General features: G+C 64.6%; 13 protein-coding genes. 6 read left to right on the plus strand and 7 right to left on the minus strand.

The genetic code is table 11. From position 1 onward, the window contains the following. Together AC628_RS33655 and AC628_RS33660 are read left to right on the plus strand one after the other, a co-directional pair. Positions 1-579: a DUF1214 domain-containing protein gene (locus AC628_RS33655; protein WP_050424324.1), complete on the plus strand. Its 579-nt coding sequence runs from the start codon at positions 1-3 to the stop codon at positions 577-579. Beyond that, positions 576-1,196, plus strand: coding sequence for a DUF1254 domain-containing protein (locus tag AC628_RS33660; protein WP_074131025.1), 621 nt, complete (start codon positions 576-578; stop codon positions 1,194-1,196). The genes AC628_RS33655 and AC628_RS33660 overlap by 4 nt, the downstream gene beginning before the upstream one ends. Here AC628_RS33660 and AC628_RS33665 read toward each other — a convergent pair. After that, positions 1,193-2,308, minus strand: coding sequence for a helix-turn-helix transcriptional regulator (locus AC628_RS33665; RefSeq protein ID WP_074131026.1), 1,116 nt, complete (start codon positions 2,306-2,308; stop codon positions 1,193-1,195). The two genes, AC628_RS33660 and AC628_RS33665, sit on opposite strands and share 4 nt — an antisense overlap. 174 nt (positions 2,309-2,482) lie before the next feature. Next, entirely contained in the window at positions 2,483-3,322 is an 840-nt protein-coding gene (locus AC628_RS33670) for an MBL fold metallo-hydrolase (RefSeq protein WP_074131027.1), read from the minus strand. 91 nt (positions 3,323-3,413) lie between these two features. Between AC628_RS33670 and AC628_RS33675 the strand changes: the two genes are divergently transcribed. Then, positions 3,414-4,274 carry a LysR family transcriptional regulator gene (locus AC628_RS33675; protein WP_074131028.1) on the plus strand — a complete coding sequence of 287 codons (861 nt, stop codon included), beginning with the start codon at positions 3,414-3,416 and terminating at the stop codon, positions 4,272-4,274. Here the strand turns inward: AC628_RS33675 and AC628_RS33680 are convergent. Together AC628_RS33680 and AC628_RS33685 are read right to left on the minus strand one after the other, a co-directional pair. Beyond that, positions 4,271-5,038 (minus strand): hypothetical protein, encoded by a 768-nt coding sequence (locus AC628_RS33680; RefSeq protein ID WP_074131029.1) that lies wholly within the window; start codon positions 5,036-5,038, stop codon positions 4,271-4,273. The two genes, AC628_RS33675 and AC628_RS33680, sit on opposite strands and share 4 nt — an antisense overlap. 16 nt (positions 5,039-5,054) lie before the next feature. Beyond that, a complete protein-coding gene (locus tag AC628_RS33685; protein ID WP_074131030.1) occupies positions 5,055-5,249 on the minus strand; it encodes a hypothetical protein in 195 nt (64 codons plus the stop codon). Positions 5,250-5,842: 593 nt separating this feature from the next. On the opposite strand from AC628_RS33685, the gene AC628_RS33690 reads away from it, so the two are divergent. Next, positions 5,843-7,093 (plus strand): glycosyltransferase family 87 protein, encoded by a 1,251-nt coding sequence (locus AC628_RS33690; RefSeq protein ID WP_074131031.1) that lies wholly within the window; start codon positions 5,843-5,845, stop codon positions 7,091-7,093. A 231-nt stretch (positions 7,094-7,324) separates the two neighbouring features. After that, entirely contained in the window at positions 7,325-8,290 is a 966-nt protein-coding gene (locus AC628_RS33695) for a DUF2336 domain-containing protein (RefSeq protein WP_074131032.1), read from the plus strand. A gap of 92 nt (positions 8,291-8,382) precedes the next feature. Here the strand turns inward: AC628_RS33695 and AC628_RS33700 are convergent, their stop codons facing one another. Together AC628_RS33700 and AC628_RS33705 are read right to left on the minus strand one after the other, a co-directional pair. Then, positions 8,383-9,489, minus strand: coding sequence for an NADH:flavin oxidoreductase (locus AC628_RS33700; RefSeq protein WP_074131033.1), 1,107 nt, complete (start codon positions 9,487-9,489; stop codon positions 8,383-8,385). 509 nt (positions 9,490-9,998) lie between these two features. Beyond that, complete coding sequence (locus tag AC628_RS33705; RefSeq protein ID WP_074131034.1) at positions 9,999-10,343, minus strand: DUF1491 family protein; 345 nt, start codon at positions 10,341-10,343, stop codon at positions 9,999-10,001. A 224-nt stretch (positions 10,344-10,567) separates the two neighbouring features. On the opposite strand from AC628_RS33705, the gene AC628_RS33715 reads away from it, so the two are divergent. After that, positions 10,568-12,211 (plus strand): ankyrin repeat domain-containing protein, encoded by a 1,644-nt coding sequence (locus AC628_RS33715; protein ID WP_074131036.1) that lies wholly within the window; start codon positions 10,568-10,570, stop codon positions 12,209-12,211. Between the two features lie 52 nt (positions 12,212-12,263). On the opposite strand, the gene AC628_RS33720 is transcribed toward AC628_RS33715, so the two are convergent. Then, positions 12,264-12,537, minus strand: a 274-nt coding sequence (locus tag AC628_RS33720; RefSeq protein ID WP_143201943.1) for a peptidoglycan-binding domain-containing protein, incomplete at its 5' end; no start/stop codon positions are given.

Consider the following 12,537-nt stretch of genomic DNA (forward strand, 5'->3'; position numbering starts at 1 on the left):
GTGCGGCTCCTCCTCACCACCCTGTTGGCACTCGTCATCGCCACCGCCGTCGGCCTCGGGCTGACCTACGCGACGGCGACGCGCGGCACCGATCTCGGCACGCTGAAGATCGGCGCCTGGACCGCGCGGCCGAAGAACGGCACCTCCGACGTCGACCCTTATTCGCGCGCCACCATCGCGCGCAGCGGCGAGCTGCCGATCGGCACCGGCGACGGCATCGCGTTCTCGGCAACCACTGACGACAAGAACAAGCCGCTCGACGGCCGCTGCGATATCGTCGTCAGCGGCGTGACGCCGGCGGCGCGGTTCTGGACGCTGACGCTGTTCGACCGCAAGGGCCACCTCGTCGCGAACTCGCTGCAGCGCTACGGCTTCACCAGCCAGGAGATCATGCGCGCCTCCGACGGCACATTCGAGATCCACATCGCCTCGCGCTCGCGCGCCGGCAACTGGTTGCCGACCGGCGGCATCGAGCGCTACGCGCTGATGCTGCGGCTCTACGACACGCCGGTCGGGGTTGCGACCCGCACCCAGCGCGACGCGCCGATGCCCTCGATCGCAACGACGGGCTGCCCATGATCCGCGTGCTGTTCACCATCCTCGCAGGCGTGCTGCTCGGCGGCGTGGTGCATCTCGTCAGCGTGCTGGCGCTGCCGCGCATCGCCTCGCAGGACGCCTATTCGCGGCTGACGCCGATGACCAAGCTCAACGAGGTGACGCAGCTGCCGCTGGCCGACCCAAGCCACTCGCCGATGCCGCTGATGGATCCGGCCTTCGCGGTCGCGATCTGCCGCTACGATCTCTCGACCGGGCCGCTCAAGCTCACCGTGCCGGTCAGCCAGGCCTATACCTCAGTGTCGTTCTACACCCGCAACGAGGTCGCCTATTACGCGATCAACGATCGCTCAGCCGGCAAGAAGGTGATCGAGCTCGACCTGATGACGGAGGCGCAGCACAACGAGCTGCCGGAGGACGAGGAAGTCACCGCCGCCGACCGGCTGATCATCGATTCGCCGACCTCGACCGGCCTGATCCTGCTGAAGGCGCTGGCGCCGGAGCCCGGCCTGATGCCGCAGGCGCAGGCCTCGCTCGCGGCTTCATCCTGCAAGGTGCAGGCCGAGCCGGTTGCGGCCAAGCAGGAAGCGCCGCCGCCGCTGCCCGTTCCAGCCCCGCCGCCGGCGGCACGCAAGCGCTAGCCGGCGACCGTCAATTTCGGGATGGCGCCGAGCAGCGCAACGACATCCCGTTGGCTGTGCGTTCCTGTCTTGGCAAACACCGCCTTGACCTGGTTGCGGATCGTTTCGCGGCTTAGCCCGTGAAGCGCCGCGATATCACCGATCGTCTGTCCCTGCACGATGCCGCGGGCAACACGCGCTTCGCTGGGGGAGAGATCGAAGAGTCCGCGAATGAGCGCAAGGCTCGGCGCCTGAGGTGCCGTAACCGGCGTCACCATCAGGATGCCCACCGCCCCATCGAAAAGATCGCGCGCTTCGCCGGGCATCGACACCAGATGAACAACCACGCGGTCCTGATTGTCGGCGCGGCACGCCGCAAAGGAACGCACGCCCTTCTCAAGCGGCGACCCCAGCTGGGACAAACCGGCGCGCAGGAGGGTGTCAGCCGCGGCATCCCTCATCGCGATACGGTCCCCGGGGAGCCAGCGCAAGACGTCCGTCATGCCTTCGATCAAGGCGTTCGCCACCAGAACACGTCCGGATCGTTCAATCGCCAACGCCGGCAGATCGACGAGCGCCAGCGCCTCGGTCGCCGCCTGCATCCGCGCCAGACGCCAGCGCGTCGCCAGCAGGCTCGCCCGCGCGAGATGAGGACGAAACCGGTCGAGAAAATCGAGATCCTGCCGCGAAAACGCCGGCTGGCCTGCGAGTCTTTCCATATGAAACACGACGAGCTCGCCGGAGGGACTATGGACGGCCGTGGCGCAGGCGTGCTCGAAACCCCACTTCTTGTTCCACTCCGTCCGATACGGATCGCGTTCCCATTCCTCCAGCGTGAAGACGTCTTGTTCGCTGACGAAACCAGGGTGATCCCGTGCCAGCAGCCTCGGGGTCGTCTCGGTACGGCTGGCCAGCCCCTCGCTGATGAAGGCCGAGAATGCCTCTTCGATCGATGGTGACATCACCACGCCGTTCCAGACACCGCTCCACCGATCGCTGCCCGAGCTGATCATCACCATGCCATGGGCGCCGCCGGCATGCGCGATGTCTTCCAAAACGTCCGGCCACAGGTCTGGAACGACAGCAGCTTCATGGATCCGATCCACGATGCGCTCGAAGTCATTGTCCGTCATTGCCACCCCTATCCACCCCAAGACAATCGACGTCAAACAAGCAGCCAGCGCAACTCCGTCCAAATACTGGCATTTCCATTGCCCGAATTTCAATTGGTAAGGTAGATGCAACGATCGCACCAGCATCGCTGGCGAACTCTGCGACGAAGGTCAAGTACGGGCCGCGCGGTCAAATCAAAGAGCGAGCGCGTGTCGGCCGCAACGGCAGGTCTCGTAGTCGACGGGATCGTGGCTGTTGACGATCGTGACATCGGAGCCATGCGCCGCCTTCAGCTGGCGCAAGCGCTCCTGGTTCTGCATCCGCGTCGCGCGATCCATGTCCGCCCGGCGCTGGAACAGGCCGAGTACCAGCGGCATCCGCGGCCGGGCATCAAGCTGCGCGTGATGAAAATACGCATCGCCCGCGTGCAGCAGCCATCTGTCCTTGTCGCGCACCGCGATGCCGCAATGGCCGAGCGTGTGGCCCGGCAGCGGGATCATCAGAATGTCCGGCTCGCGGTCACCAAGCGCGCGCACGCCCTTGAATCCGAACCAGTCCTCGCCATCAGCGCCATAGAACGCCCAGTCCGGCCCGTGCTTCCACTGTGCCGTGATGTAGCGTCCCTCGGGCGGCGCGACCCGATGCGTCACCGCCATATCGTATTCCTTGCGATGGACGTGCACCTTGGCTTTCGGAAAGTCCGGCACGCCGCCAGCGTGATCGCGATCGAGATGCGTCAGCAACAGATGGCGCACATCATCAGGCGAGAAGCCCAGCGCCTTCACCTGACGGACCGCGGTCTCGGCCGGATCGAGCCGCGGCGTGGTCTGCCGCACCCATTTGCGCCCGAGCCGCGGCGAGTCAGCGATGTCGCCAAGCCCGATGCCGGTGTCGACCAGCACCAGGCCATCATTGCTCTCGACCAGCAAGCAATGACAGACCATCCGCGCCCGCTGGAAGATGCCGCCGCTGCCGTTCACGAGCCGCTTTCCGATCGGGCACATCGTGCCGGTGTTGAGGTGATGGATGCGCATGACAAATCCTCCGCTGTGCCCGGCGCAGACTTGCCACTCGCATTTCCATAGGTAAAATATTGTCTTTCTATCTATATGATAGGACAATCCTATGGATATCCGCGAACTCCGCTATTTCGCCGCGGTCTACCGCGAGCGCAATCTGACCGCTGCGGCGAAGCGCTGCTTCATCTCGCAGCCGTCGATCTCCGCGGCGATCACCAATCTCGAGGCCGAGCTCGGCACCACGCTGTTCATCCGGCACAAGAAGGGCATGGCGCCGACGGAGTCGGCGGCACAGTTTCACGGCATCGCCCGCAAGATCATCGACGAGGCCGACGCGGCACGAAACCTGTTTCGCAAACCGCCGACGAAGAAGACGCTGACGCTCGGTCTGTTGCGGACGCTCGATCAGGCGCGAACGATCGCCCTGCTGAAGCCGCTGACAGGCAACGCCGATCTCGCGCTTCGGCTGGTTGGCGCCAGCCAAAAGTCCGACGCGCGGATCGTCGCGAGAACCATGATCGTACCCGGCGAGCACTTCATCCCGCTCTGGAGCGAGCGCTATGTAGCCGCACTGCCGCCGTCGCATCCCCTCACCCTCAAGGAGACGCTGCGGACCAGCGACTTCGCCGGCGTTCCGATGATCGATCGTTGCCACTGCGAGCAGCAGGAGTTTTTCAAGCGCACCGCGCTGCCGCGCAAGCCGGTGGCGATCGCGGAATCGGAGGAGTGGGCGATGGCGCTGGTCGCGGCCGGGGTTGGCGTGGCGATCGTCCCCGAAGGCGTGGCGCGCGGCAATCGGGATGTGGCGGTGCGCGCGATCGATGTCGACGTGACGCGCCAGGTCGGCCTTGCCTACCCCTCGGCCCATCCTCCCTCCGATGCGCTGAAGGAGTTCATTGCGAGCCTGCCGCGGCAGGCCAACAGCCGCCGCGTCAGGTCCGCAATCAAGAGGGTGAAACGGGCCTAGCCCTTCGTCACCACGGCTTGGCCCGTGACCGGCCCGGAGACCAGCGGCGCGTTGGCGGTGAGCCGGGCGAGTTCGTTGATCTGGCGTTCGGCATCGGCGGCCATGCCGTCGGGCGCCTGGATCACCAGCCGCTCCAGCGCCCAGCGATAGGACGAGATCCGCCGCTCCAGGGCCTGCTGGACCCATTGCACGATCAGCGTGTTCTCTTCCATCCGCGCCACCGCATCGGCCCGCTCACGCGGCGACACATCGGCAATCATGTTGAGGCTGGCACTGCGCTTGCGGTCAAGCTCGATCACCTGGATCGCCGTTGCGAAGAACGGCTCGAACCGCGTGATGTCGTCGCGCACCTGGTCGATCAGCAGCGAATAGCGCGAAGCGAACGAGCGATGCGGCTCGTCGATCAGGTTGCGGCCGTACGCGGTGCGATCGAACACCGCCTTCTGCCGCCAGGGCGAAGGCAGCGGCTGGTAATCGCCGAACACGCTCTTCCACGCCGGACGCGACAGCGGCGGCTCGACGAACTGATAGGCGAGATCGCGCAGCTGGCGTTCGTGTTCGGTGAGCTGGAATTGCGAGGCGTTCTTGCCGATGCTGCCGGTCGCCTCGGCGCCCATCCAGCGATGCATGTCGTCGTTGCGGAAATCGGCGCGGGTGCGGCCGAAATCGCCGCCGCTGCAGCCTGTGAGCGCCGAGCCCGCGACCAGCAGGATCAGCGTCGGGAATGACCGCCAAGCGGCGGTCCGCTGCACAGGCGCGGGCATTGCACGCTATCCGCGATCAGGAGCGCCGTCGGCGACGGCGGCCCTGCGCAGTGCCCTGCTCCGGTCCGCGACCACCGCCGGTCTCCTCCGTCGTTCGCTCGATCCGCACGACGGGAAGGATCAGCACGGTCCCCATGCCTTCGCCGGCAGCACCGGTCATGCTCGGCCGCCGCGCAGCCGCATCTGCCGGAAACTCAACGATGGTGCCCATGTTCCGTTCTCTCTGGCCCCGCACGGACATGATTTGCCCCGCGCACGCCGAGTTAAGAACGGGCATGGTTAATGACATCTTAACGGTAAGACATTGATCGGGCTGTCTTTCGGTCCCGGCGCATCCGCAAGACTACGGACGGACGAGAGGAAACTATGATCACCGGCTTGGAGACGATCGCACTGCCGCCCAAGCGTACCGAGCTCAGGACGTGGCTGCATTCAACCGCATCATCCCCCGGGCGATGAGGCGCGCACCACGCGCGAGTCACCGGTATCGACACGATGACCGAAAGCCCTGACGGCGCACAGGTCTTCCAGCTCGGGCTTGGGCACCCCCGTTAATCAATGGGTGCCATCCCCGTTGCTCGCCCCTTGATTGCAATGATAGCGTTAGTCATTGATTGCGAGGTATTACTCATGAAACTTTTTTCAGATGCCCCTCTCACGGGACCGTCCAGGCTCAGCGGCTAGCGAACCATCGCAAGGTCCGGTGACGGCTGATGCGTTTTTCGCCAGTCCAGACAACCAACGTCGGATCGGCGAGGCCAAGTTGAACAAATTCAACCGATTGTGGCGGCGGCACTTCCCAAAATGGCTTGGCTTATTTCGGGCGGGTGGCTAACAGCAAAGCGGGCGAAGCTATACCCCGCCGTATTCCTGATAGTTGGCGTACTTGTCTTCGTGGCCAATCTTTTAGCCGCTCGTGACGGCCTTGGCTTCTACGACAAGCCAATAGGTACGGACTTCTCGAGTTTTTGGACCGCTTCAAAATTCGTCCTGACGGGTAATGCGGCGGATGTGTATCATCCGCTTCAGCATCATGCTGCCCAGACAAAGCTCTTTGGCAAAGAGGTCGAATACTTCGCATGGCTGTACCCACCAACGGCGCTTTTGATCGTGGCGCCATTGGGTCTGTTATCTTACTTGCCATCCCTCTTCTTATGGCTCGCCGCAACAGGAACGGCCTACGTAATTACAGTCAAGAAATTCATTCCCGCGTCATCAGAGGCGCTTGTTCCGATTTTGGGATTTCCAGCCACTCTTCTCAACGCAACCCACGGTCAAAACGGCTTTCTTTCGGTCGCGATCATTGGATCTGGCCTGCTTCTATCCGAGCGACGACCCGTTCTAGCGGGAGTCATTCTGGGATGTATGCTTTATAAGCCGCAATTCGCGCCCATGCTGGCTGTCGTAGTGCTAGCACGCAAGAACTGGAAAACGGCCTTAGGCGCGGCGCTCAGCGTTGCAGCGCAGATTGTAGCAGCCACGCTGCTGTTCGGATCGGAGATTTGGTCCAACTTCCAATCAATTCTTCCTATGACCAAGGCCATACTGGAAGAACAGATGATTGGCTTCGGCAAGATGCAGAGCGTGTTTGCCGCGGTGCGGCTCCTTGGTGCAGGGGTCAACCTGGCATACGCTGCGCAAGCAGCGGTCGCGACTGTCGCGGCGGCGCTACTGTGGCTCATCTGGCGCAGCAAAGCTTCGCTATTGTTGCGAGCTGGAGCTGCGGCCACCGCGATGCTGTTGAGCACTCCCTTTGTCTTGGACTACGACTTCGTACTTCTCGCACTGCCCATCGCAGCGCTGACAAATGAGGGATTGAAAACCGGCTTCCGGCCCTTTGAAAAGTCCGCACTCGCTGCGGCTTGGGTGCTGCCCGCGATCGCCAGGCTCGCGGGCATGTATTGTGGTATTCCGCTAAGCCCAGAAATCATCTTGCTTCTGTTGGTGTTGATTTGGATGAGATCATCTTCTTCCGACGCTCTAGCGGGCGGATCATCGTCGAACTCTAGCGCACCAGCGGAGCCGCGACCGCAAGCACCAGCGCAATCGCGCTGACCGCCAGCCGATGCGCCTTATGCTGGTTTCCTCTCCTCGCGAGGTTAACGACATCTTAAATTGCCGATACGGACGGTTACGGATATGGCGCTGTGCCTTAATAGACACGCGCAAATTCGAGCATTCGCCTTCACGGCTTGTTTTCCTTAACTGCGTCTTAAAACAGCCTGCGTAGGCTCGCTGCCACAAGGTTTTCAAACCGAATCTTACTGGCAAGTCGCGTACGCCGAGATGAGCGCAGCTCCGCTATTTCCTGGTTTCGATGGGTTGATGACGCTCTCCCGTCGCGAGGGCGTCGACATCCGCCCCACTCTGCTGCGCGTCCTGACCGACCTCTATGTGCAGGCCAGCGCACACTCCGCCGATGAAGAGCGCCAGTTCGTCGAGCTGACGTCGCGCCTGATCGACGAGGTCGACGACGCGACCCGCGCCGCGGTCCGCGCGCGGCTTGCGATCTATCCGGCAACGCCCGCCCGAATCATGGACAAGCTCGGCCTACGGCGCGCCGGTCCGGACCAGCCGATGCCGCCTGCCGCACCGATAGCCCCGCCCGCAGTGCCGCCGGCGAGGATTCCGACCGAGGCCGAGCAGCGGATGGCGGCGAGCCTCGCGATGCGGCCGAACGATGCCGCCGAAATCTCCGACATGTTCTTTGCCGCCAGTGCCAAGGAACGCGCGCAGATCCTGCACAATCTGCAGGAAACGCCGCTGAAGGCCGCGGCACGGATTCCAGCCGCCCGCGCCGCGCGCGCGATCCATATCCTGGAGATGGCGGCGTTTGCCGAGGACCTCGACAACTTCACGCTTGAACTCGGCGAAGCGCTGATCCTGCCGTCGCGGATCGCCGCCGACGTCGTCAACGATCCCGGCGGCGAGCCGCTCGCGTGCGCGATGCGGGCGCTCGACGTGTCGAGCGCCGCCTTTCAGCGCATCCTGATGTTCCTCAATCCGGAAGCCGGCTCGTCGGTCAACTATGTCTACCGGCTGTCGCGGCTCTATGATCGCCTCAGCGAGCGCTCGGCGCTGGTGATGCTGGCGGCCTGGCGCGGCTCGACCATGGCGGTGGCCCGCAACAAGTATCGCTCGTCGCTCTATGACGATGAGCGTCATCGCGTCCGCGCAGCGTCGCCGCAGACGCGACCGGCGGTGCAGCCCGGCAGCGCGCCCGCCATTCGCAATCAGAAATCCGGAAGCTAAGGCGCGACCATCGCGTTCTAGCTTTATTGGGGCATGCGTGGACTCGCTGGCGCGGCAAGCTCGTCGTGGCGCCCTGCCGCCCGCCCCGCCGATTAACTCAGGGTGGCGAACGCGGCCGGCGTGAACTCGGCGATCTCGCGACCTTGCCGTACTTTCTCAAGCCAGGCGGCATCCTGCAGCAACGCGCGTCCGACCGCGACCAGGTCGAACTCGCCGCGTTCGAGCCGCCTGAGCAGTCCATCCAGCGGCGTGGATTGGGCGGTCTCGCCCGCCAAGGATGCGTAGACGTCGCCAGACAGGCCGACAGCGCCAACGGTTATCGCGGTGACCCCCGTGAGCTTCTTCGCCCAGCCGGCAAGGTTCAGCTCCCGATCGATCTCAGGGAAAGCGGGCTGCCAGAACTTTGGCTGCGAGAGGTGGAAGGCATCCGCTCCGGCGTCGACAAGGACGGAGAGCCATTGTTCCAGCGCCTTCGGCGTCGCGGCCAGCCGTGCACTGAAGTCTTTCGGCTTCCATTGTGAAAGGCGGAGAATCACCGGGAAGCCCGAGGTCACCACCGACCGGATTGCGTTCAGAATCTCGACCACGAAGCGAGAACGCTCGACGAGCGTCGAGCCACCGTATTCGTCGTCGCGCAAGTTGAGATGGTCGTAGAAGAACTGATTGATGAGATAGCCGTGCGCGCCCATCAGCTCTATGCCGTCGAAGCCGAGCCGCTCGGCATCCATTGCTGCCTTCGCGAACGCGTCGATGATGTCGGCCACGTCGGCCTCGCTCATCGGCTGATTGACGCGCTCGCCTGTCACTGAAAGCCCCGAGGGACTTTCATAGGGCGCCGGCGGTGTCCAGTCCGGTACCGCGTTCGAGAGCTTATGCCCCACATGAACCAGTTGCGGCGCGATGCGCCCACCTGCCGCGTGAACCTCGTCCACCACTTTCTTCCAGCCGGCGAGCGCCGTCTCGCCGTGGAAGCGGGGCATATCGGGCTCGTTGAGCGCGGCCGGGCGACCGACCCCTGTCGCCTCGGTGATGATGAGACCGACGCCGCTCTCTGCGCGGCGGCGATAATAGGCGGCGACCTCGGCGCTGGGTACGCCGCCCGGAGACATGGACCGCGTCATCGGAGCCATCACGACGCGGTTCGGCAGGTCGAGCGCGTTCAGGCGGTAGGATCTGAACAGGACGTCAAGACTGGACATGGGATGTTCCGGGGCGCGAGAGACAGTCGACCAAAGTGCATTGATGCAAGCTGTCGTCAGGCGTTTCGCTAGTTTGGTTATCAGAGTTGCGCTGGCTAACCATCACGACGGTCGCTCTCTCTGCCGCGAAGCGCTTCGACGCCGCGAGACAAAGGCCGCTTGCGTGACGATTGCTATCCGCGCTTGCAGTCTGCCCATCGATCCTGTCCTTTCTCGCGCGTCGAGGCTGGCGGCATCACGCGGATGCGCTCACCGGCTGAGCCCTGGCAGCGTACCTAGGGTCGCGGACTGCCGAACGGGACTGCGCAATGCTCGACAACGGCTGTGCATCGGCGCACCACTCCGACCGGCCGCGCTTCGCCTGGCCACGCCGCCGCGGTCTCGGGAGCTCGGCGGTCGTGTCCGGATCTGGTCCGACCGCGAGGTCGTTGAATGTCGGGATTTGCGCGGCCGTTGTGGAGCAAGCGGACATCAAATGCGCTTGCTTCCCAAGCAGCCGAGGTTGCGCCCTAGCTCTTCGCCAGATCGAGGAAGTGCCGCCCGGCACGGTCCTCGGTCTCGACGATCCAGGCATCGGGATCGAAGCGCAGCTCCTTGGTCAATCGCTCCTCGACCGACGGCTCGGACACCGGCTGCGGCGCCGTCGGCACGAACAGCCGCTCGACCGGGCGGCTGTCGTCATAGACCGTCTGCGGCGCCGGCGCGTACAGCATCGCGTTGCCGTCCATCAGCGCCACCTTGACGAACACGGCACCCGCCTCTTCTGCGCCCTTCTTGCGGACCGCGCCGAACACGCCTTCGGTCTGGCAGCGGCGCAGATAGGCCGCAACCCAAATACTGGTTTTCAATCGCATGCGCCGACCTATAGGCCAGCGGCGCGGCCACGTCCAATCGTCATGGATGTCGTCGCGCTGCGCGGGTTGACCGACACAATCGTCGCTCATATCCTTGGAATTGCGGTGCAAGCCGCGCCCGGGTCCACGGGAAGGGTTGAACCCACTTGCACCGAATACGCGGCCAACCAAGCCTTTGTGCAGCCGGTTTTGTGGACCATCGGCGATGATGCACGGAGGTTGCCATGAACCGATCGCCCGCGCGATTGAATCTCGAACATCTGAAGAAGCAGGCCAAGGAGCTCATCCGCCTTTACCGGCGGCAGGCACCCGAAGCTTACGCCCGTTTCCGGCATGCGCTCCCGGCTGCGGCCGGGCGCAGCGATGCGCAAATCGCTGCACTCGATCTGCGCCTGCACGATGCGCAGTCCTGCGTCGCGCGTGACCTCGGCTTCGCCTCGTGGCCGGACCTGCGGCGCTATGTCGAAGCCCAATTGCCGCCAGGCAAGAGCAAGGCCGACCGTGTGCGGCGATGGCTGCAGCTGGTCTATGCCGCTGACGTCGCCGGCACCAGCGATCGCGCCAATCCGCGCGTCGCGATGCGGATGCTTGCCGAGGATCCCGGACTTGTCGCCGATGATCCCTATCTCGCCTGCGCCATCGGCGATGAGGGCACGGTCCAGCGCACGGCGACCAATGATCCCACATGGGTCAACCGTCCCGGCGGGCCCCTAAAACTGCCGCCGCTGGTCGCGGTCACGCATTCCAGCCTGCTGCAGACTCCGGAGTTTCAAGCGCGGCTGCATCGCTGCGCGCGCCTGCTGCTGCAGGCCGGCGCCGATCCCGACCAACACATCAGCAGCCGCTGGCCGCCCGGATCGCTCGAGGCGCCCGATGACAGCAATCCGCTGTCCGCACTGTATGGCGCCGCCGGGCAAAACCACGATCTCGAGTTGACCAGGCTGTTGCTCGAAGCGGGCGCCAATCCGAACGACAATGAATCGCTGTACCACTCACTGGAGGGCTCCGTGACGACTGGCGTGCTGCTCGAACATGGCGCCCGGATCGCCGGCACGAACGCGATGTACAAGGTGCTCGATGACGAGAACGTCGCGGCGCTCGAATTGCTGCTGCGTCACGGCGGCAATCCGAACGAACCCGCACGCAACGCGCCGCTGACCGATTGCGGCTCGCCCTTGATGTGGGCGATCCGGCGGCGGCGATCGCCAAGATGCATCGCGACACTGCTCGACGCCGGCGCGGATCCGCGCATCACGACGCCGGACGGACTGAGCGCCTACCGCTACGCGTTGCAGTTCGGCCTGACTGAAGTCGCCGGGTTGCTGCGCGAGCGCACCGGCGACGAGACGCTTGCCGACGACGAGCGATTCGTCGCGGCGTGCGCGAGCGGCAACGAGAGCGAGGCGCACCGGATCCAGGCCAGCCGGCCCGATTTCCCAGCTTCGCTTTCACCACAGCAGCACCGGCTGCTGCCCGAGCTCGCCGCGGCAGGCGGCGACGATGCGGTGCGGCTGATGGTCAAGCTCGGCTGGCCCATCGCGGTGCGCGGCGGCGATTGGGATGCGTCCGCGCTCAATCACGCGGTATTCCGCGGCAATGCCGGGCTGACGCGCTTTCTGCTCGAGCAAGGCGCAGAGTGGACCGAACAGCACGGCTTTGGCGACAACGCCTCCGGCTCGCTGTCATGGGCCTCCTGCAATGAGCCGGTCAGCGGCGGCGATTGGGTGGGCTGCGCACAGGCGCTGCTCGATCACGGCATGCCGCACGCCACACCGGATCGCGACGATCCGGAATGGGTGCTGCTGGCCGGCCGCAAGAAGCTGTTCTCGGACGAGGTCAGGGACGTGCTGCTGGGCGAAGCCGCCTGACGCACGTCAATGTGTCGGATGCGAAATGGCCGGGATCAAGCCCGGCCAAGCACTAGTCGATCGAATGCCCGATCATGGTGCCGAGCTCGCGCACCAGACGATCGGACATCTGCCCGGTCACCGGCAGCTTGCGGGCGCGCTCGAACTTCGCGATCGCGTGCTGGGTGTCGGCGCCGATTGTGCCGGTCGGCTTGAGCTGGCCATAGCCATATTCGGTCAGTGTCCGCTGGACCGCAGCGATGCGTTTGCCGGCCGGGCTCAGATGCTGGGTCGGGATCGGCGCCGGCGGACGCACGACGCTGGACGGCGCGGCAGCCGGGGCCGGT

It is taken from the genome of Bradyrhizobium sp. NAS96.2 (genome assembly GCF_001908235.1).
In the GTDB taxonomy this organism is placed as follows: Bacteria; Pseudomonadota; Alphaproteobacteria; order Rhizobiales; family Xanthobacteraceae; genus Bradyrhizobium.

What these genes read in the sequence shown, in the direction of transcription:
- AC628_RS33660 (WP_074131025.1), top strand. Translation starts at nt 576, where the DNA reads ATGATCCGCGTGCTGTTCACCATCCTCGCAGGCGTGCTGCTCGGCGGC.
- AC628_RS33665 (WP_074131026.1), bottom strand. Translation starts at nt 2,308, where the DNA reads ATGACGGACAATGACTTCGAGCGCATCGTGGATCGGATCCATGAAGCT.
- AC628_RS33670 (WP_074131027.1), bottom strand. Translation starts at nt 3,322, where the DNA reads ATGCGCATCCATCACCTCAACACCGGCACGATGTGCCCGATCGGAAAG.
- AC628_RS33675 (WP_074131028.1), top strand. Translation starts at nt 3,414, where the DNA reads ATGGATATCCGCGAACTCCGCTATTTCGCCGCGGTCTACCGCGAGCGC.
- AC628_RS33680 (WP_074131029.1), bottom strand. Translation starts at nt 5,038, where the DNA reads ATGCCCGCGCCTGTGCAGCGGACCGCCGCTTGGCGGTCATTCCCGACG.
- AC628_RS33685 (WP_074131030.1), bottom strand. Translation starts at nt 5,249, where the DNA reads ATGGGCACCATCGTTGAGTTTCCGGCAGATGCGGCTGCGCGGCGGCCG.
- AC628_RS33690 (WP_074131031.1), top strand. Translation starts at nt 5,843, where the DNA reads ATGGCTTGGCTTATTTCGGGCGGGTGGCTAACAGCAAAGCGGGCGAAG.
- AC628_RS33695 (WP_074131032.1), top strand. Translation starts at nt 7,325, where the DNA reads ATGAGCGCAGCTCCGCTATTTCCTGGTTTCGATGGGTTGATGACGCTC.
- AC628_RS33700 (WP_074131033.1), bottom strand. Translation starts at nt 9,489, where the DNA reads ATGTCCAGTCTTGACGTCCTGTTCAGATCCTACCGCCTGAACGCGCTC.
- AC628_RS33705 (WP_074131034.1), bottom strand. Translation starts at nt 10,343, where the DNA reads ATGCGATTGAAAACCAGTATTTGGGTTGCGGCCTATCTGCGCCGCTGC.
- AC628_RS33715 (WP_074131036.1), top strand. Translation starts at nt 10,568, where the DNA reads ATGAACCGATCGCCCGCGCGATTGAATCTCGAACATCTGAAGAAGCAG.